22 protein-coding genes are annotated in these 22,162 nt (G+C 69.7%); 7 read left to right on the top strand and 15 right to left on the bottom strand.

Going from position 1 to position 22,162, the window contains the following annotated elements; all coding sequences use genetic code 11:
* Positions 1–44 precede the first annotated feature (44 nt).
* From K244_RS0104430 to K244_RS0104415, 4 genes are all read right to left on the bottom strand, one after another.
* Complete coding sequence (locus K244_RS0104430; protein ID WP_020185042.1) at positions 45–395, bottom strand: hypothetical protein; 351 nt, start codon at positions 393–395, stop codon at positions 45–47.
* 243 nt (positions 396–638) lie between these two features.
* Positions 639–1,280 (bottom strand): 3-oxo-tetronate 4-phosphate decarboxylase, encoded by a 642-nt coding sequence (gene otnC, locus K244_RS0104425; RefSeq protein ID WP_020185041.1) that lies wholly within the window; start codon positions 1,278–1,280, stop codon positions 639–641.
* Complete coding sequence (gene otnK / locus K244_RS0104420) at positions 1,277–2,545, bottom strand: 3-oxo-tetronate kinase (RefSeq protein ID WP_020185040.1); 1,269 nt, start codon at positions 2,543–2,545, stop codon at positions 1,277–1,279. The genes otnC and otnK overlap by 4 nt, the downstream gene beginning before the upstream one ends.
* A gap of 41 nt (positions 2,546–2,586) precedes the next feature.
* Positions 2,587–3,609, bottom strand: coding sequence for a LacI family DNA-binding transcriptional regulator (locus K244_RS0104415; RefSeq protein WP_020185039.1), 1,023 nt, complete (start codon positions 3,607–3,609; stop codon positions 2,587–2,589).
* 134 nt (positions 3,610–3,743) lie between these two features.
* Between K244_RS0104415 and ltnD the strand changes: the two genes are divergently transcribed.
* The 3 genes from ltnD to otnI all read left to right on the top strand — a co-directional run bounded on the left by ltnD (position 3,744) and on the right by otnI (position 6,916).
* Positions 3,744–4,664 carry an L-threonate dehydrogenase gene (gene ltnD, locus K244_RS0104410; RefSeq protein WP_020185038.1) on the top strand — a complete coding sequence of 307 codons (921 nt, stop codon included), beginning with the start codon at positions 3,744–3,746 and terminating at the stop codon, positions 4,662–4,664.
* A gap of 85 nt (positions 4,665–4,749) precedes the next feature.
* Entirely contained in the window at positions 4,750–6,057 is a 1,308-nt protein-coding gene (locus tag K244_RS0104405) for an MFS transporter (RefSeq protein WP_020185037.1), read from the top strand.
* Positions 6,058–6,142: 85 nt separating this feature from the next.
* Complete coding sequence (otnI, locus tag K244_RS0104400) at positions 6,143–6,916, top strand: 2-oxo-tetronate isomerase (protein WP_020185036.1); 774 nt, start codon at positions 6,143–6,145, stop codon at positions 6,914–6,916.
* A 188-nt stretch (positions 6,917–7,104) separates the two neighbouring features.
* On the opposite strand, the gene era is transcribed toward otnI, so the two are convergent.
* From era to rpoZ, 7 genes are all read right to left on the bottom strand, one after another.
* Positions 7,105–8,055 (bottom strand): GTPase Era, encoded by a 951-nt coding sequence (era, locus tag K244_RS0104395; protein WP_020185035.1) that lies wholly within the window; start codon positions 8,053–8,055, stop codon positions 7,105–7,107.
* Positions 8,048–8,764 carry a ribonuclease III gene (gene rnc / locus K244_RS0104390; protein ID WP_020185034.1) on the bottom strand — a complete coding sequence of 239 codons (717 nt, stop codon included), beginning with the start codon at positions 8,762–8,764 and terminating at the stop codon, positions 8,048–8,050. Before rnc ends, era begins: the two co-directional genes overlap by 8 nt.
* Complete coding sequence (gene lepB / locus K244_RS0104385; protein ID WP_020185033.1) at positions 8,761–9,519, bottom strand: signal peptidase I; 759 nt, start codon at positions 9,517–9,519, stop codon at positions 8,761–8,763. The genes rnc and lepB overlap by 4 nt, the downstream gene beginning before the upstream one ends.
* Positions 9,520–9,596: 77 nt before the next feature.
* Positions 9,597–10,025 (bottom strand): holo-ACP synthase, encoded by a 429-nt coding sequence (gene acpS / locus K244_RS0104380; RefSeq protein WP_020185032.1) that lies wholly within the window; start codon positions 10,023–10,025, stop codon positions 9,597–9,599.
* Positions 10,022–10,777 (bottom strand): pyridoxine 5'-phosphate synthase, encoded by a 756-nt coding sequence (locus K244_RS0104375; protein WP_020185031.1) that lies wholly within the window; start codon positions 10,775–10,777, stop codon positions 10,022–10,024. The genes acpS and K244_RS0104375 overlap by 4 nt, the downstream gene beginning before the upstream one ends.
* Positions 10,778–10,806: 29 nt before the next feature.
* Positions 10,807–13,023, bottom strand: a complete 2,217-nt coding sequence (locus tag K244_RS0104370) for a bifunctional (p)ppGpp synthetase/guanosine-3',5'-bis(diphosphate) 3'-pyrophosphohydrolase (protein ID WP_020185030.1) — start codon at positions 13,021–13,023, stop codon at positions 10,807–10,809.
* 166 nt (positions 13,024–13,189) lie between these two features.
* A complete protein-coding gene (rpoZ, locus tag K244_RS0104365) occupies positions 13,190–13,576 on the bottom strand; it encodes a DNA-directed RNA polymerase subunit omega (RefSeq protein WP_020185029.1) in 387 nt (128 codons plus the stop codon).
* Positions 13,577–13,772: 196 nt separating this feature from the next.
* Here rpoZ and K244_RS0104360 point away from each other — a divergent pair, with 196 nt between their 5' ends.
* Positions 13,773–14,360, top strand: a complete 588-nt coding sequence (locus tag K244_RS0104360; RefSeq protein WP_020185028.1) for an NYN domain-containing protein — start codon at positions 13,773–13,775, stop codon at positions 14,358–14,360.
* Positions 14,361–14,372: 12 nt separating this feature from the next.
* Positions 14,373–15,029 carry a uracil-DNA glycosylase gene (locus K244_RS0104355; RefSeq protein ID WP_020185027.1) on the top strand — a complete coding sequence of 219 codons (657 nt, stop codon included), beginning with the start codon at positions 14,373–14,375 and terminating at the stop codon, positions 15,027–15,029.
* 328 nt (positions 15,030–15,357) lie between these two features.
* Here the strand turns inward: K244_RS0104355 and K244_RS0104345 are convergent, their stop codons facing one another.
* Genes K244_RS0104345 through dapA form a run of 3 tightly spaced genes read right to left on the bottom strand, consistent with a single transcriptional unit; the run spans position 15,358 to position 17,169 of the window.
* Positions 15,358–15,777: a DUF4345 domain-containing protein gene (locus K244_RS0104345; RefSeq protein ID WP_020185025.1), complete on the bottom strand. Its 420-nt coding sequence runs from the start codon at positions 15,775–15,777 to the stop codon at positions 15,358–15,360.
* The gene (smpB, locus tag K244_RS0104340; RefSeq protein WP_020185024.1) at positions 15,774–16,250 is read right to left on the bottom strand and encodes an SsrA-binding protein SmpB; all 477 of its coding nucleotides are present in this window, start codon (positions 16,248–16,250) and stop codon (positions 15,774–15,776) included. Before smpB ends, K244_RS0104345 begins: the two co-directional genes overlap by 4 nt.
* Positions 16,251–16,266: 16 nt before the next feature.
* A complete protein-coding gene (gene dapA / locus K244_RS0104335; protein WP_020185023.1) occupies positions 16,267–17,169 on the bottom strand; it encodes a 4-hydroxy-tetrahydrodipicolinate synthase in 903 nt (300 codons plus the stop codon).
* A 273-nt stretch (positions 17,170–17,442) separates the two neighbouring features.
* Between dapA and K244_RS0104330 the strand changes: the two genes are divergently transcribed.
* Together K244_RS0104330 and K244_RS0104325 are read left to right on the top strand one after the other, a co-directional pair.
* Complete coding sequence (locus K244_RS0104330; protein WP_245259735.1) at positions 17,443–19,545, top strand: lytic transglycosylase domain-containing protein; 2,103 nt, start codon at positions 17,443–17,445, stop codon at positions 19,543–19,545.
* A 13-nt stretch (positions 19,546–19,558) separates the two neighbouring features.
* Positions 19,559–20,464 (top strand): alpha/beta hydrolase, encoded by a 906-nt coding sequence (locus K244_RS0104325; RefSeq protein WP_020185021.1) that lies wholly within the window; start codon positions 19,559–19,561, stop codon positions 20,462–20,464.
* A 382-nt stretch (positions 20,465–20,846) separates the two neighbouring features.
* Here the strand turns inward: K244_RS0104325 and K244_RS0104320 are convergent, their stop codons facing one another.
* Positions 20,847–22,106 carry a porin gene (locus K244_RS0104320; RefSeq protein WP_020185020.1) on the bottom strand — a complete coding sequence of 420 codons (1,260 nt, stop codon included), beginning with the start codon at positions 22,104–22,106 and terminating at the stop codon, positions 20,847–20,849.
* Positions 22,107–22,162: the final 56 nt, after the last annotated feature.

Raw genomic sequence — 22,162 nt, 5'->3', positions numbered from 1 at the left:
GTCGGCGTCGAGGTTGGGGTAGCAGATCGAAGCTCGGATCAGGCTTACTGGGCCTTATTGCCCGCCTTCCCGGTTTCGTTGCGGGCTTCCTGGGCGTCCTCCTGGCCGGCGTAGGCCATCGTTCCGTCCTTGCCGATGGTCAGCTTGTCGCCGGACGCCGCGGGATAGCCGTAGCTCAGGGCGTCGACGCGCAGCTCGCAGCCCTCGGGGCACGCGAGCTTCGCGGACTTGCCCGGCGCGATCTCGGTCACCGGCTCGTCGTTTCCGAGATCGACGGTGACTTTGTGGGCCTTCTCGGCGCCGTTCGTGACCGTCACCGCGAACGCAGGCGCCGCGGCCAGCGTCAGCGCGCCGAAGGCGATGGCCGTCAGGGCAGTGGTCTTCCGGATGTTCATGGGTTCGTCCCTCCTCTCGTCGTTGCAGGCGCAGACCGTCGTGGGGCGCTCATTCTTAGTAAGCGCTTAAGTTAATCCTGCGGTCTGTGCTGAAACTAGACTTAGGGAAAACGCGATCGGGAACAATTGGTCTACGCGAACGTGAAGAACGCGCGCGTTCGTCTAACGCGCGCGTGATCATCGCCGTATCCCGGTGTTCGAGTCAGCAGGCCTCGCAAAGGCGCCCGCATGACCGGACCGCTCTCACCACAGCGCGTGCTTCTCGCGGAGCTCTTCGACCTGCTCGCAGGTGAGCGGGCGGATGCGCTGGCCGCGGAGAAGCAGATAGAGCTTGGCCGTCTCCTCCAGCTCCTCGGTCGCGTACATCGCCGCGTCGAGGCTGGTGCCGGCGACCACGGGGCCGTGGTTCGCGAGCAGGACGGCGTGGTGCTCGCCCGCGAGTTTCTCCACGTCCGCCGCCAGCGCCTCGTCGCCCGGCGCGTGGTACGGCACCAGCGGCAGCCGGCCGACGCGCATGACGTAGTAGGCGGTGATCGGCGGCAGGCAGTTGGCGCAGTCGAGCCCGTCGAGGCAGGACACGGCGACGGAATGCGTGGAGTGCAGATGCACGACCGCCTTCGCCTCCTCCCTCTTGCCGTACATGACGCGATGGAGAAAGGCCTCCTTGGTCGGCTTGTCGCCGCCGATATGCCGGCCGTCCGCGTCGATCATGGAAAGCCGCGCCGGGTCAAGATCGCCGAGCGAGGCGTTGGTCGGCGTCATCAGCCAGCCCCCGTCCGGCAGCGCCACGGAGAGGTTGCCGGTGGAGCCGAAGGTCAGGCCACGGCGGAACAGCGAGGCTCCGCAGGCGCAGAGCTTGTCGCGCAGCTTGGTCTCCTCGCTCACGCGAGTTTCTCCCAGGCCTTGAGGAAGAAGTCCGGCGCGCCGAAGTTGCCGGACTTGAGCGCGAGCGCGACAGACCGGCCGCCGAGGCCGAGCGTCCACGGCACGCCGGGATCGATCTCCGGCCCGATGGCCAGCGCCGAGACCTTCAGCGCCTGCACCACCGCGCCGGAGGTCTCGCCGCCGGCGACCAGGAAGCGCGTGAAGCCGCTGTCGGCGAGGATGACGGCGACATCGCCCAGCAGGTGCTCGACGAGCGCCCCCGCGGCGTCACGGCCGAGCTTCGCCTGCGCGGCCTTCACCTCTTCCGGGTCGGCGCTCGACCACACCATGGCGAGGCCGTCCGCCTTCTGGCTGATCACCCATTTCGCGACGTCCTCGGCCGCGATCGCGCCGGAGGCGATGGCGAGCGGGTCGATCTTGAAGTCGGGGACGCCTGCGTCTCGCGCCGCAGCCACTTGGCCGCGCGTCGCGGTGGAGCAGGAGCCGGCGAGGATCACCCGACGGCCCTCAGGCGCGTCGAGCTTGGCCGCGGGCGTCGAAAGCTCGGCGACGAGGCCTGCCTTCGCCCAGGCCGCCGGCAAGCCCATGGCGACGCCCGAGCCGCCGGTGATGAGCGGCAGGTCGGCGGAGGCCGCGCCGATCGCGCGCAGGTCCTCGTCCTTCACCGCGTCGACGATGGCGTAGGATTTCCCCGCCGCCTCCTCGCGAGCGTAGGCCGCGCGGATCGCGTCGGCGCCTTTCGCGACGTCGGCCGCGTCCACCAGCCCGACCTTGCGGTCCGTCTGGCGGCCAAGCACCGCGACGAGGTCGCTGTCGCGCATCGGGGTGAGCGGGTGGTCCTTCATGCTGCTCTCGGCCAGCGGCGCGCCGTTCACATAGAGCAGCCCGTGCTCAATGGTGCGGCCGTTCGCGGGGAAGGCCGGGCAGGCGATGGTGAAGCTCGCGCCGAGCTTGTCCAGCAGCGCGTCGGCCACCGGGCCGATGTTGCCCTCGTCCGTCGAATCGAAGGTCGAGCAATATTTGAAGAACAGCCGCTTGGCGCCGAGCGCCAGCAGGCAGTCCGCCGCCGCGAGCGAAAGCTCCACCGCCTCGGCGGCGGGAATGGTGCGCGACTTCAGCGCCACCACCACGCAGTCCACGTCGTCGAGCGCGAGGTCGTCCGCCGGCAGGCCGGTGGTCTGGACCGTGCGCAGGCCTTCACGGGCGAGCATCAGCGCGAGATCGGTCGCGCCTGTCAGGTCGTCGGCGATGCATCCGAGCAGCATTCTTTGGGCCTCCAGAGTTTGTTGTTGTCCGTGCGGTCGGTTCAGTCGGTGCCGCCGGCGACGAGTTCGAAGCCGGTGTCGGTGAGGCGCGGCGGTTCCTCGCCGCGGCGGCGGGCCAGCACGTGCTCGCCCGCGATCCGTCCGATCCGCTCGCGCGCCGTGCGGACCGTGGTCAGCGGACGCGGCAAGGCGGCGGCGAGATCGAGCCCGTTGAAGCCGATCAGCGCGAGCCGCTCCGGCACGGCGACGCCCGCCGCCATGCAGTGGAACGCGCCGCCGAGCGCCATGTCGTCGTTGGAGAACACCACGGCGTCGAGGGTCGGCCGTTCGGCCAGCAGCGCCGCGAGCGCGTCCCGGCCGGCGGCGACCGACGAAGGGCCGGGAACGACCGTCGCGCCCTCGAGCCGCAGGTCAATCTTGGCGAGGGCGGCCTCGAGCCCCGCCCGGCGCTTGGCCGCCCGCAGGTCCTGCGCGCCGTGGCCGACATAGCCGATGCGGGTGCGGCCGCGGGAGACGAGCCTCCGCGCCGTGGCCGCGCCGGCGGCGGTGTGGGACATGCCGACCGCGAGGTCGATCGGATCGCCCTCGACGTCCATGAGTTCGATCACGGTCACGCCCGAGGCCTTCGCCATCTCGACCGTCTCGGGCCGATGCTCCAGCCCCGCCACCACGAGGGCCGCCGGCCGCCAGGCGAGGAGCGCGGCGACCGCGTCGCGTTCGGCGTCGAGGTCGTAATCGGTGACGGCCATCACGGCGCGCAAGCCGCCCGCGCCGAGCGCTGAGGTCAGGCCGCGCAGCACGTCCGGAAACACGCTGTTCGAGAGCGAGGGCAGCACCACGCCGACGAGATCGGAGCCCGCCGACGCCAGCCCGCCCGCGAGACGGTTGGGGACATAGCCCACGCGCGCGATCGCCGCCTCGACCTTGGCGCGGGTCTCCGAAGCGATCGGCCCATGCGCCCGCACCACACGCGACACGGTGATCTCGCTGACGCCGGCCGCGCGCGCGACGTCAGCCAGCGTGACGGCTGACGACGGTCTGGCGCGGCGGCGATGGTCGGACATGGGCAGGTCCTTAAAGGGACGCGCGAAGCATTCAGATCCGCTTATAGCGAAATGACAGCGCTGTCATTATCACTGTTGCAGACATGACAGCGCTGTCATAAGACGATTTCAACCAAAAACGTGGAGGAAACGGCATGAGCGCTCAGTCTGCGTCCGCGAAGAAGATTGGTCTCATCGGCCTCGGATCGATGGGCTTCGGCATGGCGGCCTCCCTCGCACGCGCCGGCCACGCCGTTACCGGGTTTGACGTCAACCCCGACGCCGTCGCGCGCTTCACGGCCGAGCACGGGGCGGGCGCCGCCTCCCCCGCCGAGGCCGCGGCCGACGCCGACATCATCGTCGTGGTGGTGGTGAACGCCGCGCAGACCCGCACGGTCCTGTTCGGCGAGAACGGCGCCGCGACGGCCGCGAAACCCGGCGCGGTGATCATCGCCTCCGCCACCATGTCGCCCGACGACGCCAAGGCGCTCGCCAAGGACGCCGAGGCGCTCGGCCTGCTCTACCTCGACGCTCCGATCTCCGGCGGCGCCCAGCGCGCGGCCGAAGGCGCGCTCACCATTCTGGCCTCCGGCTCCCCCGAGACCTTCGCGGCCGCCCGCCCCGCGCTCGACGCCATGGCCGCCAAGCTCTACGAGCTAGGCGACGCGACCGGCGTCGGCGCGGCGTTCAAGATGGTCAACCAGCTTCTGGCCGGCGTGCACATCGCCGCCGCCTGCGAGGCCATCACCTTCGCCAAGCGCTTCGATCTCGACATCGCCAAGGTTTACGAGGTCATCACCGCCTCGGCCGGCAACTCCTGGATGTTCGAGAACCGCATTCCCCACGTTCTCGACGGCGACTACTCGCCCCGCAGCGCCATCGACATCTTCGTCAAGGACCTCGGCATCGTGGCCGACATGTCCCGGGCGACCAAGTTCCCGACGCCGATGGCCGGCGCCGGCCTTCAGCTGTTCCTGATGTCGGCCGCGGCCGGCATGGGCCGCGACGACGACGCCTCCGTGGCCCGTCTGTTCGCGCAGATCGCCGGGCTAGACCTGCCCGGCCCCAAGACCTGACCTCCCGCCCCCCCCGAACCACCGGACCGCGAACGGCCGCAGCCCCAAAGACGCGCCGGCGCCTCCCGCCCAAGGACGACGACGAATGACTGACGCAACCCTCCCCGGCGCGACCGCCGCATCGGCCGATTTCGAGAGCCGCACCTACAAGAAGGTGTTCATGAGGATCGTGCCGTTCCTCATGCTGCTCTACGTGATCGCCTATCTCGACCGCGTGAACGTGGGCTTCGCGAAGCTGCAGATGTCCGGCGACCTCGGCTTCAGCGAGACCGTGTTCGGCCTCGGCGCCGGCCTGTTCTTCATCGGCTACTTCCTGTTCGAGGTGCCGTCGAACATCCTGCTGCACAAGCTCGGCGCCCGCGTCTGGATCGCCCGCATCATGGTGACCTGGGGCATCGTCTCCGCCTGCTTCTGGTTCGTCGAGACGCCGGTGCAGTTCTACGCCCTGCGCTTCCTGCTGGGCCTGGCCGAAGCCGGCTTCTACCCCGGCATCATCCTCTACATCACCTACTGGTTCCCCTCGCACCGCCGCGCCCGCATCATCGCGGTGTTCATGGCGGCGATCCCGATCTCGGGCATCTTCGGCAATCCGCTGTCGGGCTGGATCATGGACGCTTTCAACGGCGTCGCCGGCCACCAGGGCTGGCAGTGGATGTTCGTGATCGAGGCGATTCCGGCCGTGCTCCTTGGCGTCGTCGTCTACTTCTACCTCGACGACCGCATCTCCGACGCGAAGTGGCTGACGGGCGACGAGAAGGCGCTGCTGACGCGCGAGATCGCCGCCGACCAGACCGGCAAGGTGCAGGAGGCCTCGCTCGGCTCGGTTTTCAAGGACCCGCGCATCTGGGCGATGGCCTTCATCTACTTCTGCATCGTGATGGGCCAGTACGGCCTGACCTTCTGGCTGCCGACGCTGGTGAAGGGCGCAGGCATCCAGGGCAACCTGCTGATCGGCGCGGTCAGCGCGATTCCCTTCCTCTGCGCGGTGGTGGTCATGATCCTGTGCGGCCGCAGCGCCGACCGGATGCGCGAGCGCCGCTGGCACCTGATCATCCCGGCGCTCGTCGCCTCCGCCGGCTTCGTGGTGTCCGCCACCACCGGGAGCCCGCTCATCGGCATCATCGCGCTCTCGGCCGCCGCCGCTGGCGTGCTGACCTGCTCGCCGCTGTTCTGGTCGCTGCCCACCGCCTTCATCAGCGGCGCGGCCGCCGCCTCCGGCATCGCGATCATCAACTCGGTCGGCAACCTTGCGGGCTTCGTCAGCCCCTACGCCATCGGCGCGCTGCGGGACGCGACCCAGAGCACCGCGGCCGGCATGTACATGCTCGCGGGCTCGCTCGCGATCGGCGCGCTCGCGATCTACCTGACGCCCGCGAAGCTCGTGAACCGCTAAGGGTCACGCTCACCGTCCTGACGCGGGCCGCACGGGTCCGCGTCAGCCGCCTGCCAGTCGCCGAACGGTTTCACGGGAGGTCTCAATGCCCCGCTTCGCCGCCAACCTGACCATGATGTTCAACGAGCGGCCGTTCCTCGACCGCTTCGCCGCCGCCGCCGACGCCGGATTCACGGCGGTCGAGTTCCTGTTCCCCTACGACTTCGCGCCCGACGTCGTGGCCGGGAAGCTCGAGGCGGCGGGCCTCACCCAGGCGCTGTTCAACATGCCGCCTGGCGACTGGGCGGCGGGCGAGCGCGGGATCGCGGCGCTGCCGGGCCGCGAGGCCGAGTTCGACGCCAACGTCGACGTCGCGCTCACCTACGCCGAGGCGACGGGCGTGAAGCGGCTGCACATGATGGCCGGCCTGATCGCCGCCGACGACGCCGCCGCCAACGCCGCCTACCGCCGCGCGGTGGTCTTCGCCGCCGGGAAGCTCGCCGCCAAGGGCCTCGACCTGGTGCTGGAGCCGATCAACGGCCGCGACATGCCGGGCTATTTCCTCAACGACTTCGACAAGGCCGCGGCTCTCATCGCCGAGCTTGGCCTTCCGAACGTCAAGCTACAGTACGACGTCTACCACCGCCAGATCCTGCACGGCGACGTGCTGGTCTCGCTCGAGGCGATGATGCCGATCGTAGGCCACGTCCAGATCGCGTCCGTGCCGAAGCGCAACGAGCCAAACACCGGCGAGCTGAACGACACCGCGATCTTCGCGGCGCTCGATCGCTTGGGCTACGACGGCTTCGTCGGCTGCGAATACCGCCCGGCCGCCGTCACCGAGGACGGCCTGAGCTGGTTCGCGCCCTACCGCGGGTGAGCGCGGGGACGGCGTGGCCGTTCCGGCCCAATCGCCGTCATGCCCGGCGAAGCCGGGTATCCACGACTTGAGCGTCGAACTCGACGACCAAGTCGTGGATACCCGCGCGAAGGCGCGGGCATGACGGCGCGACAGAGTCGGAATGGTCCCGGCTCAAGGCCGGGACACGAGCGATCGCCTCGAGCGGCTCAGCTCTTCGGAAACTCCAGCCCCATCTCGCGGTAGCGCTCGGGATCGTCGCCCCAGTTTTCGCGCACCTTCACGAACAGGAAGAGGTGCACGGTGGTTTCCGCGATCTCGGAGATCTCCTTGCGGGCCTCGGTCGAGATCTGCTTCACGGTCTGGCCGCCCTTGCCGATCACGATCCGCTTCTGGCTCTCGCGCTCGACGTAGATCGTCTGCTCGACGCGCACCGAGCCGTCCGTCTTCTGCTCCCACTTCTCGGTCTCGACGGTCGAGGCGTAGGGCAGTTCGTCGTGGAGGCGGTGGAACAGCTTTTCGCGGGTGATCTCGGCCGCGAGCGCCCGCAGCGGCAGGTCGGAAATGTCGTCGGCGGGGTAGAGCCAGGGACCGGCCGGCATCTCGTCGGCGAGGTAGGCGACCATGTCCCGGACGCCGTCGCCCTTCAGCGCGGAGACCATGAACACGCGGTCGAACGAGACCCGCGCGGCGGCCTCCTGGGCGAGCGCCAGCAGCGCGTCGCGGCGGATCAGGTCGATCTTGTTCAGGATCAGGATCTTGCGGCGGCCGCTGTCGGCCAGCCGCGCGAGGATCGCGCTGTTGTCGTCGTCGAGGCCCTTGCGGACGTCGAGCAGCAGCGCGATCACGTCGGCGTCGCCCGCGCCGCCCCAGGCGGTCGTCACCATCGCGCGGTCCAGCCGGCGCTTGGGCGCGAAGATGCCGGGCGTGTCAACGAACACGATCTGCGCCCCGCTCGCGATCACGAGGCCGCGGATCAGCGCCCGGGTGGTCTGCACCTTGTGGCTGACGATCGAGACCTTGGCGCCCACGAGCGAGTTCAGCAGCGTCGACTTGCCGGCGTTCGGCGCGCCGACGAGGGCCACGAAGCCGCAGCGGGTGGCGCCTTCGGCGCCGGGTCCCGCAAATCCCGGTTCGTTGGCCCGGTCGTCCTCAGCCATGCGTCGTCTCCGTCGTTCCCTGACCCTCGCGGGCGAGCAGCGCTTCTGCGGCGGCCTGTTCGGCGGCGCGCTTGGAGCGCCCCTCGCCTTCGGCTTCGCCAAGCCCCTCGACTTCGACCAGAACCTGGAAATGCGGGTTGTGGTCGGGGCCGGAGCGCCCAATTTCGCGGTAGACCGGCGTCGGCAGGCCGCGGCCCTGGGCCCACTCCTGCAGCCCGGTCTTCGGGTCGCGCAGCGGCCGGCTCGGCGCCAGCATCCGCGGTCCCCAATAGCGTTCGACGAGCGCGGCCGCAGGCTCGTAGCCGCCGTCGAGAAACACGGCGCCGACCGCAGCTTCGCACACGTCGGACAGGATCGCCTTCTTCTTGCGCCCGCCGGAGTTCGCTTCGCCCGAGCCGAGCCGGATGTGCGGCCCGAGCTGCATCGCCGCGGCCACCTCCGCGCAGGCTTCGGCCCGCACCAGCTCGGCCAGCCGGCGCGACAGCTCGCCCTCGTCGGACTTCGGAAAACCTCTTAGCAGCATCGCGGACACGGCGAGGCCGAGCACGCGGTCGCCGAGGAATTCGAGCCTCTGGTAGCTTCCAAGCCGGCCTTCGGACGAACGCGCCCCGCTGATGTGGGTGAGCGCGCGGTCCAGCAGCGTCTTGTCCCTGAAGACGTAACCGAGGTTGTCCTCGACCTCGGCGTGCGCGACGCCGCGCTTCGTCATCTCAGCGACGTGCCGAGGCGCGTCCAGCGCACGCTCCACGGCCAGCGCCAGAACGCCCAGGCCGCTTCCCCACGCTCGACCGAGAAGAAGATCAGCTCGGCGCGGCCGACCAGGTTCTCGAACGGCACGTAGCCGACCGCCGACTGCACCCGGCTGTCGGTGGAGTTGTCGCGGTTGTCGCCCATCATGAACAGCCGGCCTTCGGGCACGGTGTAGACCGGCGTGTTGTCCAGGAAGCCGTTCTCGACCATGTCGAGAACCTCGTAGGACACGCCGTTGTCGAGCGTTTCGCGGTACCGCGGGATGCGCTGCGGCGACCCGTCCGGCGCGGTCACGACGTAATCGTCGATCCGGACCTTGGGCACCGCCTTCTCGTTGATGTGCAGCACGCCGTCCAGCATCTGGACGCGGTCGCCGGGCAGGCCGATCACGCGCTTGATGTAATCGGTCGAGTTGTCAGTCGGCAGCTTGAACACCGCGATGTCGCCGCGGTGCGGCATCGAGCCGAAGAGGCGGCCCGATCCGACGGGCGGCCCGAACGGCAGCGAATAGCGGCTGTAGCCGTAGGCGTATTTCGACACGAAGAGGTAGTCGCCGACGAGCAGCGTCTTCTCCATCGAGCCCGACGGAATGTTGAACGGCTGGAAGGCCAGCGTGCGGATGACGATCGCGATGAGGAGCGCCTGCGCGCAGATCTTCAGGATCTCGAGGAACCCGCCCTCGGCGTTCTGCTTCTTGTCGGTCGTCACGCTCATCGCTTTTCCGTGAAGAGTCGCAGGCCCACGACGGCCGCGACGGCGGTGGTGATAGCCCCCGGCGCGGCCGGTGGCAATCAAGCCTCCGGGACGGACGGGCATGCGCCCGGACGGGGGATCGCGCTGATGACGACGAAGGCCTGGGCCATGGGGTGTTCGTCGGTCAGGGTCAGGTGGATCACCGGCTCGCAGCCGGCCGGCGTCAGCCGCGCGAGCGTCGCCCTCGCCTGCCCCGTGAGGACGAGCGTGGGGCGGCCGCCGTCGAGGTTCTCGACGCCCATGTCGCGCCAGGCAGCGCCGTCGCCGATGCCGCCGCCGAGCGCCTTTGCGCAGGCCTCCTTGGCCGCGAAGCGCTTGGCGTAGGTGGCGGCCGGCGTCCTGCCGGCCTCCGCCCGGGCGCGCTCCTCGTCGGTGAAGACGCGGGCGAGGAACCGCTCGCCGAAGCGCTCGATCGTGCGCTCGATCCGCCGGATGTCGCAGAGGTCGGCGCCGATTCCGAGGATCACGCGGACCTCCGCCCCTGGCCCCGCGCGATGGCGGCCTTCATCTCCCGGATCGTTTCGCCCAGCCCGACCGCGATCGCCTCGCCGATCAGGAAATGGCCGATGTTGAGCTCGGCGATCTCGGGCAGCTCCGCGATGCGCTCGGCGCTGGCGTAGTCCAGCCCATGGCCCGCATGCACCTCGAGCCCGAGACTCGCGGCCAGCGTCGCGCCGGCCCGCAGCCGCTCGAACTCGCGGATCGCGCGCTCGGTCTCTCCGGCGGCGAGCGCGTCGCACCACGAGCCGGTGTGCAGCTCGACGATCGCGGCGCCCATCAGCGCCGCCTGCTCCAGCGCGCCCTCGTCCGGCTCCACGAACAGCGAGACGCGGACGCCCGCAGCCGTCAGCTCCTTCACCACGGGGGCGACGGTCGCCTTCTGGCCGATGACGTCCAGCCCGCCTTCGGTGGTGCGCTCCTCGCGCTTCTCCGGCACGAGACAGGCGGCGTTCGGCTTCACCCTCAGCGCGATCGCCAGCATCTCCGGCGTGGCGGCCATCTCGAAATTCAGCGGCGCCGCGATCTCGGCGCGGATCGCGTCCATGTCGGCGTCGCGGATGTGGCGGCGATCTTCGCGCAGGTGGGCGGTGATCCCGTCGGCGCCGGCCTCGACCGCGAGCTTGGCGAAGCGCACGGGATCGGGGTGCGCGCCCCCGCGCGCGTTCCGCACCGTCGCGACATGATCGATGTTGACGCCGAGCCTGATCGTTTCCGCCATGACAGTCTTCTTCTTCGTTCGCGAGCCGCTCAGCCGTTCACGCGCTCGACGTTGCTGACCGACGGCGCTTCGCGGAGGTCCGCGATGATTGCGCCGAGATGCTTCACGTCGAACACCCCGAGGTCCATCAGGATGTCGTGGAAGTCCGGCGAGCGCGAGATCATCCGCACGTCGTCGATGTTCGCCTCATAGGCGCCGATCACGGTCGCGATCCGCGCGAACGAGCCGGGTTCGTTGATCGAGGTCACCTTGATCCGCACCGGGAACCGCTCGCGGCGCGAGAGGTCGACGTCCCAGCGGACGTCCAGCCAGCGCTCGGGATGGTCGTCGAAGTCTTTCAGCGCGGGCGACTGGATCGGGTAGATCGTGATGCCCTGTCCTGGATCCAGGATGCCGACGATGCGGTCTCCGGGCACTGCGCCGCCGTCCGGCGCGAAGCGCACCGGCAGGTCGCCGCGCAGGCCGCGGATCGGGATCGAGGGCTGCGGCGCGTCGGCCGACTCGACGCCCGGCGCCTTGAACCGCAGCGCGCCGGCCTGCTCCAGCCCGAACCAGCCGTTCGCGGGCGCCGGCATGCCGAGCGAGGTCGGAGGCGGCCGGTCGTCCTTCACCTCGGGATGCACCGCGCGCACCACGTCGAGCGACGCCATCTCGCCGCGCCCGACCGCCGCCAGCACGTCGTCCACCGAGGCGCGCGCCAGACGATGGAGGAACGCCTTCAGCTTCTCGTCGGCGAAGGTCTTGCCGGCGCGCTCGAAGGCGCGGGTGACGATCTGGCGGCCGAGGCCGGCGTATTGCGCGCGCACCGCAGCCCGCGTCGCCCGGCGGATCGCCGACCGCGCCTTGCCGGTGACGACGACCGACTCCCAGGCCGCGGGCGGGGCCTGGGCGTCGGAGCGGATGATCTCCACCTCGTCGCCGTTCTTGAGCTCGGTCACCAGCGGCTCGACATGGCCGTTGATCTTGGCGCCGACGCAGCCGTTTCCGACGTTGGTGTGGACCGCATAGGCGAAGTCGATCGGCGTCGCGCCCCGCGGCAGCGCGATGAGGCGGCCTTTCGGGGTGAAGCAGAACACCTGGTCGTTGAAGAGCTCGAGCTTGGTGTGCTCGAGGAACTCCTCCGGATTGTCGCCCTCCGCCAGCAGCTCGACGGTGCGCCGCAGCCAGCCGTAGGCGCGGCTTTCGCGAGCGAGCGCGTCGTTGTTGCCGCCGAGCCCGTCCTTGTAGAGCGCGTGCGCCGCGATGCCGTATTCGGCGAAGCGTTGCATCGCCTCGGTGCGGATCTGGAGCTCGACGCGCTGGTGGCCGGGTCCGACGACCGTCGTGTGGATCGACCGGTAGTCGTTCTCCTTGGGCGTCGAGATGTAGTCCTTGAAGCGGCCGGGCACGGTCGGCCAGCCGGAGTGCACGACGCCGAGCGCGCGGTAGCAGGTCGGCACGTCGGCGACGAGGATGCGGAAGCCGAAGATGTCGGACAACTGCTCGAACGCGACCGACTTGCGCTCCATCTTGCGCCAGATCGAATAGGGCTTCTTCGCACGGCCGGTGATCGCCGCCGGGATCTTGGCCGCGGCGAACCGCTCCTCGAAGCCGCTCTGGATGTCCGCGATGGCGTCGACGTTGCGCTCCCGCAGCCGGGTGAGCCGCCCCACGATGGTCTCGTAGGCCTCCGGGAACAGGGTGCGGAAGCAGATGTCGTCGAGCTCGTCGCGGATGCCCTGCATGCCCATGCGGCCGGCGAGCGGCGCGTAAAGGTCGAGCGTCTCCTGCGCGACGCGCGCGCGCTTCGAGGGCGGCACGAAGTGCAGCGTCCGCATGTTGTGCAGCCGGTCGGCGAGCTTCACCAGCAGGACGCGCACGTCGGCGGCGATCGCGAGCAGCAGCCGGCGCAGGTTTTCGGCCTGGGCGGCCTCCTTGGTGACGAGGTCGAGCTTCTTGAGCTTGGTCAGCCCCTCGACGAGCGCGCCGATCTGCTTGCCGAACAGCGCGTCGATCTCGTCGCGCGTGGCGTCGGTGTCCTCGATCGTGTCGTGCAGCAGCGCCGCGACGATGGTCGCGTCGTCCAGCCGGAGATCGGTGAGGATCGCCGCCACTTCGAGCGGATGCGAAAAATAGGGATCGCCCGACGCGCGCTTCTGCAAGCCGTGCGCCTTCATCGCGTAGACGTAGGCGCGGTTGAGAATCGCCTCGTTCGCGTTGGGATTGTAGGCCTTTACGCGCTCGACGAGCTCGTATTGCCGCATCATGGAGCGTACGCCAGGACTGATAAGACGCTAAGCCGCGCCGACGACGTGAGATATCGGCGGGTTACGCGCCGCGCACAAGTTTCGGATGGCTCAAAACGCGAAAGCGCCGCAGGTCCGGGGGACGCTGCGGCGCAAAATCGACAGTGGGCAGCAGGCGCGGGCCGGTTCACTCCTCGTCGTCGGTCTCCGCCGGGGGAACCAGACCCTCAAGGCCACGCAGCAGGTCTTCCTCGGTCATGCGGTCGAACGAGACGTTGCCGTCGTCCTCGGAGCCGCCGGCCGCGCTGGTCAGCGCCGGCACGGTCTCGGCCTCGGGCTCGTCGACCTCGACGTACTTCTGCAGCGAGTGGATCAGATCTTCCTTGAGGTCGACCGGAGCGACGGTCTCCTCCGCGATCTCGCGCAGCGCGACGACCGGGTTCTTGTCGTTGTCGCGATCGATCGTGATCTGCGAGCCGGACGAAATCAGACGGGCGCGATGGCCGGCGAGCAGAACGAGCTCGAACCGGTTCTCGACCTTGTCGATGCAATCCTCGACGGTGACGCGGGCCATGGGGCGTCCGCTCCTCTTGATGACTGTGCTTCTGGATTGACCGCGGTCTTTACCGTGAGCCCGTTCCTGTGGCAAGGACCATAACGTAGAGCGTTTTGCTCCGCAGCATCCCCCGCGCTGCGTCGATGCCCCCGCGAACCCGGAACGTTTCCCGGCGCGGGCTTCGCACGCCCCTTTTTGGAAAGATTGTCTGACAATGTTTTATTCCGACGAGCGTCTCGGCCTGTTCATCGACGGCGCCAACCTCTACGCGACGGCGCGCGGCGTCGGCTTCGACATCGATTTCCGTCGTCTGCTGCGCGAGTTCCAGGGCCGCGGCTACCTGATTCGCGCCTACTACTACACCGCGATGGCGGAAGACCTCGAGGTCTCGACCATCCGCCCGTTGATCGATTGGCTCGACTACAACGGCTACACTGTGGTCACCAAGCCGACCAAGGAGTTCACCGACAGCCAGGGCCGGCGCAAGGTGAAGGGCAACCTCGACATTGAGCTCGCGATCGACGCGCTCGAGATGGCCGAGCACATCGACCACATGGTGCTGTTCTCCGGCGACGGCGACTTCACCCCGCTGGTCGCGGCCATGCAGCGCCGGGGCGTGCGGGTGACCGTGGTCTCGACCGTGACCACCCAGCCGGCGATGATCGCCGACGACCTGCGCCGCCGCGCCGACCACTTCCTCGACCTCAACGACCTCGGCGCCAAGATCGGCCGCGACCCCGGCGAACGCGCCGCCCGAGAGGCCCGCCGTCATACGCCGATCGACACCACCCCCGAGCCGTAAGGCTCGCCGCCCGTGACGGCCGTCCTCGAGCCGCCGCGCGACTGCCCGGCCTGCCCGCGCCTCGTGGCGTTCCGCGAGGAACAGCGCGCGCGCCGGCCGGAGTGGCATAACGCGCCGGTGCCGTCCTTCGGGCCCGAGCGCCCGCGCCTGCTGATCGTGGGCCTCGCCCCCGGCCTCCAGGGCGCGAACCGCACCGGGCGCCCGTTCACCGGCGACTGGGCCGGCGACCTGCTCTACGCGACCCTGCTGAAGTTCGGCTTCGCCGAGGGCGTCTACGACGAGCGGCCGGACGACGGACTGACGCTCTCCGACGCGCGGATCACGAACGCGGTCCGCTGCGTGCCGCCGGAGAACAAGCCGACGGGCCCTGAAATCACGACCTGCCGGCCGTATCTCTCCGGCGAACTGGCGGCGGTGGCGGACGGCGGCGCGGTGGTCGCGCTGGGGCGGATCGCCCACGACAGCACGCTCCGCGCGCTCGGCGTCCGGTTGGCCGCGGCCCCCTTCCGGCATGGCGCGGAGCATGGGCTCGGCCGCGTGACGCTCTTCAACAGCTACCACTGCTCCCGCTACAACACGAACACGGGCGTGCTCACGACCGCGATGTTCGAGGCGGTGTTCGCGCGGGTGCGGGCGTTCGTGGACGAGGCGGCGCTGCGAAGGGGCTGAAGCATGGCGACGCCCGAGGATGAGCAGAAGCTGGTTCGCAACGAGCGCGCGAAGCTCACGCCACCTATCTGAACGGGGTCGCGATCGGCGTCTTCATCGTGGGCGGCGTCGCGCCGAGCCTGACCTACGCGGTATCGCTTGAGTCCGGCCGCCCTACGATCGTGACGATCGCGCTCGCGGGCCTCGCTTGCTGCTCGCGAGCGCAAGCCTACATTTTGTGGCGCGACGGTCTTTGCGGAGTTTAAGACCATGACGAACATCGACTATCTGATCGTCATGAGCATCATGCCCATCGGCGGCCTGCTGCTCGGCGGCGCCGTCTACTACCTCACCCGGGAGCGTCCGGCGCGCTAAGTCCAGGCCTCAAGCGAGCGATCCGCGCCTGCCACCAGCACACCGCCGGCGTGACGACGAGCTCCATCGCCAGCCCGAACAGCATCGGCGCGGGCGGCGGTCCGTCGAGGACGGCGCCGTAGAGGCGCGCGAGGCCGCCGGCGACCACGATCGCGGTCAGCAGGCGATAGCGCGGTCCGTAGCGCTCCGGCCGGCCGAGCGTCGTCCAGAAGGCGACGCCGATCGCGAGCAGCAACCCGGAGAGGTAGCGGACGTGGCTGTCGAGCGCGGCGCCCGGCGCGCCGTCGAAGGCCGCGGCGCCGGCGAGGATCCCGTAGAGGCCGCCGCCCACCGGCACGAGGCCGGCGACCGCCACGACCGCGCGGAACGCCCAGCGTTCCGCCGCGGAGCTCACCCCCGCGCCCGCATGATGCGGGCCTTGTCGCGATTCCAGCTCCGCTCGCGGTCGGCCTCGCGCTTGTCGTGGAGCTTCTTGCCGCGGGCGAGCGCGATCTCGACCTTCGCCCGGCCCTGCTCGTTGAAGTAGATCTTGAGCGGAACGACGGTAAGTCCCTCGCGCGTCACGGCGCCGGCGAGCTTGTCGATCTGCTTCTTGTGCAGCAGCAGCTTCCGCGGGCGGCGCGTCTCGTGGTTGAAACGGTTCGCCTGCAGGTACTCCGGAATGTAGGAGTTGTAGAGGAACAGCTCGCCGCCGTACTCGGCGGCGTAGGCTTCCGCGATCGTCGCCTTGCCCAGGCGCAGCGACTTCACCTCGGTGCCGGCGAGCGCGATGCCGGCCTCGAAGACCTCGCCGATCTCATAGTTGTGGCGAGCCTTCCGGTTCTCGGCGGCGATCTTGTAGCGGGGATTGGGGGCCTTGGCGTTCATGAGCGGGGATGTGGGGTCACGCGTTCCCCGCGATAAGGCCCGCATGGGCCATCGCGGCGCGCACGATCGCGCGGGACTTGTCGGCGACCGGGACCATCGGCAGGCGCATGGCCTCCGAGCAGCGGCCGAGCATGGCCAGGCCCACCTTCACCGGGCCGGGGCTCGTCTCGCAGAACAGGCCGCTGTGGAGCGGGCCGAGGCGGTCCTGATAGGCGAGCGCGGTGACGTAATCGCCCTTGATGCAGGCTTCCTGCAGCGCGGCGCACTGCGCCGGCGCGACGTTCGCCACCACCGAGATGCAGCCGTGGCCGCCGTGCGCCATGAAGCCGAGCGCCGTCACGTCCTCGCCCGAGAGCTGGATGAAGTCCGGCCCGAGCTTCTCGCGCTGCTGGGTGACGCGCGCGAGGTTGGCGGTGGCGTCCTTCACCCCGACGACCTGCTTGATCTCGTAGAGACGCGCCATGGTCTCGACCGACATGTCGACCACCGAGCGGCCCGGGATGTTGTAGATGATCAGCGGCAGGCCGGTCGCTTCCGCCACCGCCTTGAAGTGGGCGTACAGCCCCTCCTGCGTCGGCTTGTTGTAATAGGGGGTCACGACCAGCACGCCGTCAGCGCCGGCCTTCTCGGCGTGGCGCGCGAGAGCGACGGCCTCCGCGGTCGAGTTCGAGCCGGCGCCGGCGATCACGGGAACCCGGCCGCGGGCCTCCTGCACGCACCACTCGACGACCTTGTTGTGCTCGTCGTGGGTCAGAGTCGGGCTCTCGCCGGTGGTGCCCACCGGGACGAGGCCGTGGGTGCCTTCGGCGATCTGCCAGTCCACCAGAGCGCGGAACGCGCCTTCGTCGAGGCCGCCGTCGTCCGTCATCGGAGTGACGAGGGCCGGCATGGAGCCGCGGAAAATCGGGGTCGAAGTCATGCGGGACGGCTTTCACGGCTCAAGGCGGAAAGCCCGCGTAAGGCGGGCGGGAGGCGGGACGCGCCTCGCATTCGGGCGCTCTTGATACAAGCGACGGGGCTCCGCGCAAAGTGCTCGCTCGCGCGATCGTGCGCCGGGGACGCGTCTTCGCCACACCAGCGGCGCCAAAGTTAGGTCTTCGTAAAGCCTAATCCGGCGAAATTGAAGCGAGTTAGACCTGACCGCCGGCGACCGCCGCTCGCGGAACACCCGAAGTCGAGAGCCATGTTTGCGTTGAGAGCCCTCCTTCGCGGCGCAGCCGCTGTCAGCCTGTTCGCCGCCCTGCCCGCGCTGGCCGAAGTCGGCAGCGGGGACGAGGCCGCGGCCTCCACAGGACAGATCCAGGGCGAGTTCCTCGTCGCCTACGACCCGCCGACCACCGGCGCCATTCCCTCCGCCAGCCGCTCCGCCCCGACATCAAGCGTGCAGGCGGGCGACGTCGCCGCAATCAAGTCGGCGATCGCCGCGTTCCAGAAAGGCGACCTCGGCGGAGCCATGAGCGTTCGCGGCTCGCTGCGGGATCCCGGCGCGATCGCGCTGCTCGATTGGCTGTCGATCCGGTTCTCGTCCCGCCAGATCGGCTATCCCCGCATCGAAGCCTTCCTGCGCGCCCACCGCGACTGGCCGCAGGCCAGCATGGTGCGCCGGCGGGCGGAAGAGGCGCTCTGGCTCGAAAATGTCGCCGCGCCGACGGTGCGCGGTTTCTTCGCCGCCAACGGCAAGCCGGAGCGCCCCGAGGGGCGCCTCGCGCTCGCCCGCGCGCTGGTCGCCGCCGGCCAGCGCGACGCCGGGGCGGCGCTCGCCCGCGAGGCGTGGCGGCGCGACGATCTCGACGGCGCGCTCGAAGGTCAGGCGCTGTCCAGCTTTGGCTCGTTCTTCAGCGTGTCCGACCACCGCGCCCGCGCCGAGCAGCAGTTCCTCAACGACAACGTGGATGCGGGCCTCCGCGCCGCGGCCCGCGTCGGCGGCCCCTACGCGGCCGTGGCCAAGGCCCGCGCGGCGGTCATCCGGAAGCGGCCCGACGCCGCGGCGGCGCTTGCCGCCGTGCCGAGCGCCGGCCGGTCCGACCCCGGCTATCTCTTCGCCGTCGCCAAGTTCAACCGCCGCGCCGATCGCCCACGCGAGGCGGCCGCAGCGCTCGCCAAAGCCCCGACCAGCGCGGCCGCCCTCGTCGACCCCGACGCCTGGTCGGTGGAGCGCCGCGTCGTCGCCCGGGACCTGCTCGACGTCGGCGACGCGCGCACGGCCTACGAGGTGATCCGTCGCGCGGAAGCCTCCAGCGACAGCGAGCGCGTCGAGACCGACATGCTGGCCGGCTTCATCGCGCTGCGCGCGCTGATCGATCCCAAGACGGCCTACCGCCACTTCGCCCGCGTGCAGGCGGAGGCGACCATCCCCGGGACGCTGTCGCGCGCCTTCTACTGGCAGGGACGGGCGCTCGAGGCCGCGGGCGACCAGGGCGGCGCCCGCGCCGCTTACGAGAAGGCCGCCCGCCACGTCACCAGCTACTACGGCCAGATCGCGCGCGCCCGGATCGGCCTTCAGAACCTGCCGATCCGCGGTCTGCCGAGCCCGACCTCTACCGACCGGGCCACCTTCGGCTCGCGCGTCGCCGTGCGCGCGATCGATCTGCTCTACCGCGCGGGCGAACCGGAGCTCGCGCTGCCGATGGCCGCGGGCCTGGCCGCCGATCTGCGCAGCCCCGGCGAACTGACCCTGCTCGGCGAAATGACCCAGCGCTACAAGGACCCCCGCACCACGCTGGTGGTCGGCAAGGCCGGCATCAACAACGGCTATCCCATGGACGCCCTCGCCTATCCCACGGGCGGCGTGCCGAGCTTCCGCCCTGTGGGCCCCTCGATCGAGCCCCCGGTGGTGCATGCGATCGCCCGGCAGGAGAGCTCGTTCAACCCGAAGGCGGTGAGCCACGCCAACGCCCGCGGCCTGCTGCAGCTGCTCCCCTCCACCGCGGCGAAGACGGCGAAGAACGCCGGCCTGCCCTTCGACGCCCGGCGCTTGACGACCGACGCCGCCTTCAACGCCCAGATCGGCGCCGCCCATCTCGGCGAACTGAACCGCGACTTCCGCGGCTCCTACGTCATGGTGTTCGCCGCCTACAACGCCGGCGCGAGCCGAGTGATGGAGTGGGTCCAGCGCTACGGCGACCCCCGCAAGGCCGACGTCGACGCGGTGGACTGGGTGGAGCGGATCCCCTTCACCGAGACCCGCAACTACGTGCAGCGGGTGATGGAGAACACGCAGGTCTACCGCACGCGCCTCAACGGCCGCACCGCGCTTCTGATTGAGCGCGACATGGCGGCGGGCGGAGCGCAGTGACGAACGCCCCGCGATGACGACCGAGGTCGTCGATCGCCGGATCGCGACGACGCACGGCCTGCGGCTCCATGTCCGCGCCTGGTCGCCCCCCGAGCCGCGCGGCCTGTCCGTCGTGTGCCTGCCCGGTCTGGCCCGCGGCCTCGAGGATTTCACCGAACTGGCCGACCATCTCGCCTCTCCGGCCGGGGGCGACCGCTACGTCGTGGCGATCTCGGCGCGCGGCCGCGGCCTCTCGGATCGGGACCCGAAACCAGCCCGCTACGACGTGCGGGTCGAGGCGGGCGACGTGCTCGCCGTGGCCGACGCGCTCGGCCTCGCCCACGCCGCGCTGATCGGAACCTCCCGCGGCGGTCTGCAGGCTATGGCCCTCGGGGCGCTGCGTCCCGGCTTCGGACGCGCGGTCGTCCTCAACGACGTCGGCCCTGTGATCGAGCTGCAAGGCCTGCTGAGGATCCGCGGCTACCTCGCCGCGACGACCGCGCCCACAACCTGGGACGAAGCGGAGACGGCCGTGGTCGACCTGTTTGGGGCGCGCTTCCCCGCGCTTGGCCCCGATGAATTTCGCCGCATGGCGCGGCGGACATGGCGCGAGACAGCGGAGGGCGGCCTCGCCCCGCTGACGGACCCGGCGCTGACCCAGTCTCTCGACTCCCTCGACCTCGAAAAGCCGCTGCCGACCCTGTGGCCGCTGTTCGACGGCCTGGCGGGCGCCCCGCTGATGGCGATCCGCGGCGAGACGTCCGACATCCTGAGCAGGGAGACGCTGCTGGCGATGCAGGCGCGAAGGCCGGATCTCGTGGTCCTCGACGTGCCCGGCCAAGGGCACGCGCCGCAACTCGGGGACCCTGCGACGCTCGCGGCCATCACGGCGTTTCTCGGCTCGAGCGAGAAATCTCATGAACGGTCTCTAGCCGGCTGAACATCTGCGTTTCGCGGAACGGGCCGTGACGCGGCGCGCGCGACCGCCCTCAAACTCGGTCAGCCACCACGCATCGTCCAAACGCGCTTAGTCTCCCGTGTCCCCGATCATCGCCAGCCATCGTGGCGCGATCGAAAAGTCCCGCCGCGAGGCGCCCGACCGGTCTTGAGCTAACAGCAAACGGCCGAGCCACGCGGGACGGAGCGCAGTTCGGCAGCGTCCGGCGTCGCGTCGAACGCCGGGCTGGCGAAGGTGAGATCCGATGGCGTCTGCCGGCCGAGCCGCCCTCCTCCATCTCTGGGTTCAGCGAAGGCACCCTCACAAACGAAACGACCCCGCCGAAGCGGGGTCGTCGTAGCGTTTTCGAGATCCGGTAGGAGGATCAGAAGTCGCGCTGGATGCGGAGACGACCGATGAAGGCGTCGTCGTCGCGAAGGTTGTAGCTGGCCGACTTCTTGTCAACCTTGACGTAGTTAAGCTCGGCGCCGATGTCGAGCTTCTTCACCGGGGTCCAGATCACGTTGCCGGTCACAGCGTAGAAGCGGGAGTCCTGACCGGAAGACGCCACGTCGACGTCGGCGTAGGTGCCCTGCAGAGCCGAGCGCCACTTCGGCGACCAGTAGTGCAGAAGGCCAAGGTTGAAGGCGTACGCCTGCGTCTTCTTGATGTCGCCATCAGCTCCGACGACGAAATCCACCAAGGTGTTAGCGGACGTGATGTTCTGGGTCGCGCCGCTCGAGAAACCGGCGTCGCCAGAGGTTCCGAGGCCGATGTAAGACAGCGCGCCCTCGGCGTAAGCCGCCGAACCCCAGAGGTAATCGCCCTTGGCGAGGAACGGCAAGTTGACCTTTGCGCCAATCTGAGCGCCGTAGCCCCACTCGCTGTCGTTCACAGCCTGCGCGTTGATCTGATGCGCAAAGCCGGAAAGCTGCGCCTCACCCCAGCCCTGCTGCACGCGGATATTGCCGACGAAATCAGGATAGGTCTGTTCCTGGTAGTCGAAATCGCGGGCGGCGAAGCCGTTGGAGATGGATGTGGCGCGACGACCCGTGCCGTCTTCGATCGCAGCGCTGGCCGAGAAGCCGCCGCCGAAGTCGTAGGTGTAGCCGATGAGGGCGAGCGTGCGGTCGGACACGAACGGGTTCGTGAAGGTCGGGTAGGGCTTAAAGTCCCAGAACGAATCCGTAAGACCCGCGGTCAGGCCCGCGAACTGCACGAAGGCCTTGTCGAAGATCGAGTCGTCCGAGGTCGTGCTCGTGGACGACACCGCGCCGACGCCGCCGCTCACGCCGCCAGAATCGCGCTGGAACTGCGCGCGAATGTAGGTGCGGACAGTGCCGTATTCAGTCTCGGTGCGAGCGTCGAACCAAAGACGCGCACGGGCCCGGAACCCGCTGGCATTGGCGCCCCGCACGCCGCCGAGGGTCTTGGTGACCTCGCCGACCGAGTACTCGGCGCGGGCGTAGCCGCCGATGAGAAGGCACGTCTCGGTGCCCGGAATGTAGAAGAAGCCGGCGCCGTAGGCGTCGCAAACCTTCACGTATTCGACCGGCTCAGCGAGCGGCAGGTCGGCCGCCGAAGCGCCCGTCACGCCGACGAAGGCGGCGGCAGAGCCAAGCACCAGGCTCTTGACCAGTTTCATGTCGTTCCTCCAACCCCAGATCTGGAAGGCCCGTAAGCGTCGAAACCGTTCTGGCC

Source organism: Methylopila sp. 73B (assembly GCF_000526315.1).
GTDB lineage: Bacteria > Pseudomonadota > Alphaproteobacteria > Rhizobiales > Methylopilaceae > Methylopila.
This window is presented reverse-complemented; position numbering and strand designations above follow the sequence as displayed.

What these genes read in the sequence shown, in the direction of transcription:
- K244_RS0104375 (WP_020185031.1), bottom strand. Translation starts at nt 10,777, where the DNA reads ATGGCGGAAACGATCAGGCTCGGCGTCAACATCGATCATGTCGCGACG.
- K244_RS0104325 (WP_020185021.1), top strand. Translation starts at nt 19,559, where the DNA reads ATGACGACCGAGGTCGTCGATCGCCGGATCGCGACGACGCACGGCCTG.
- era (WP_020185035.1), bottom strand. Translation starts at nt 8,055, where the DNA reads ATGGCTGAGGACGACCGGGCCAACGAACCGGGATTTGCGGGACCCGGC.
- ltnD (WP_020185038.1), top strand. Translation starts at nt 3,744, where the DNA reads ATGAGCGCTCAGTCTGCGTCCGCGAAGAAGATTGGTCTCATCGGCCTC.
- K244_RS0104320 (WP_020185020.1), bottom strand. Translation starts at nt 22,106, where the DNA reads ATGAAACTGGTCAAGAGCCTGGTGCTTGGCTCTGCCGCCGCCTTCGTC.
- otnI (WP_020185036.1), top strand. Translation starts at nt 6,143, where the DNA reads ATGCCCCGCTTCGCCGCCAACCTGACCATGATGTTCAACGAGCGGCCG.
- K244_RS0104370 (WP_020185030.1), bottom strand. Translation starts at nt 13,023, where the DNA reads ATGATGCGGCAATACGAGCTCGTCGAGCGCGTAAAGGCCTACAATCCC.
- otnK (WP_020185040.1), bottom strand. Translation starts at nt 2,545, where the DNA reads ATGCTGCTCGGATGCATCGCCGACGACCTGACAGGCGCGACCGATCTC.
- dapA (WP_020185023.1), bottom strand. Translation starts at nt 17,169, where the DNA reads ATGACTTCGACCCCGATTTTCCGCGGCTCCATGCCGGCCCTCGTCACT.
- K244_RS0104360 (WP_020185028.1), top strand. Translation starts at nt 13,773, where the DNA reads ATGTTTTATTCCGACGAGCGTCTCGGCCTGTTCATCGACGGCGCCAAC.
- K244_RS0104415 (WP_020185039.1), bottom strand. Translation starts at nt 3,609, where the DNA reads ATGTCCGACCATCGCCGCCGCGCCAGACCGTCGTCAGCCGTCACGCTG.
- rnc (WP_020185034.1), bottom strand. Translation starts at nt 8,764, where the DNA reads ATGACGAAGCGCGGCGTCGCGCACGCCGAGGTCGAGGACAACCTCGGT.
- lepB (WP_020185033.1), bottom strand. Translation starts at nt 9,519, where the DNA reads ATGAGCGTGACGACCGACAAGAAGCAGAACGCCGAGGGCGGGTTCCTC.
- K244_RS0104430 (WP_020185042.1), bottom strand. Translation starts at nt 395, where the DNA reads ATGAACATCCGGAAGACCACTGCCCTGACGGCCATCGCCTTCGGCGCG.
- rpoZ (WP_020185029.1), bottom strand. Translation starts at nt 13,576, where the DNA reads ATGGCCCGCGTCACCGTCGAGGATTGCATCGACAAGGTCGAGAACCGG.
- K244_RS0104405 (WP_020185037.1), top strand. Translation starts at nt 4,750, where the DNA reads ATGACTGACGCAACCCTCCCCGGCGCGACCGCCGCATCGGCCGATTTC.
- smpB (WP_020185024.1), bottom strand. Translation starts at nt 16,250, where the DNA reads ATGAACGCCAAGGCCCCCAATCCCCGCTACAAGATCGCCGCCGAGAAC.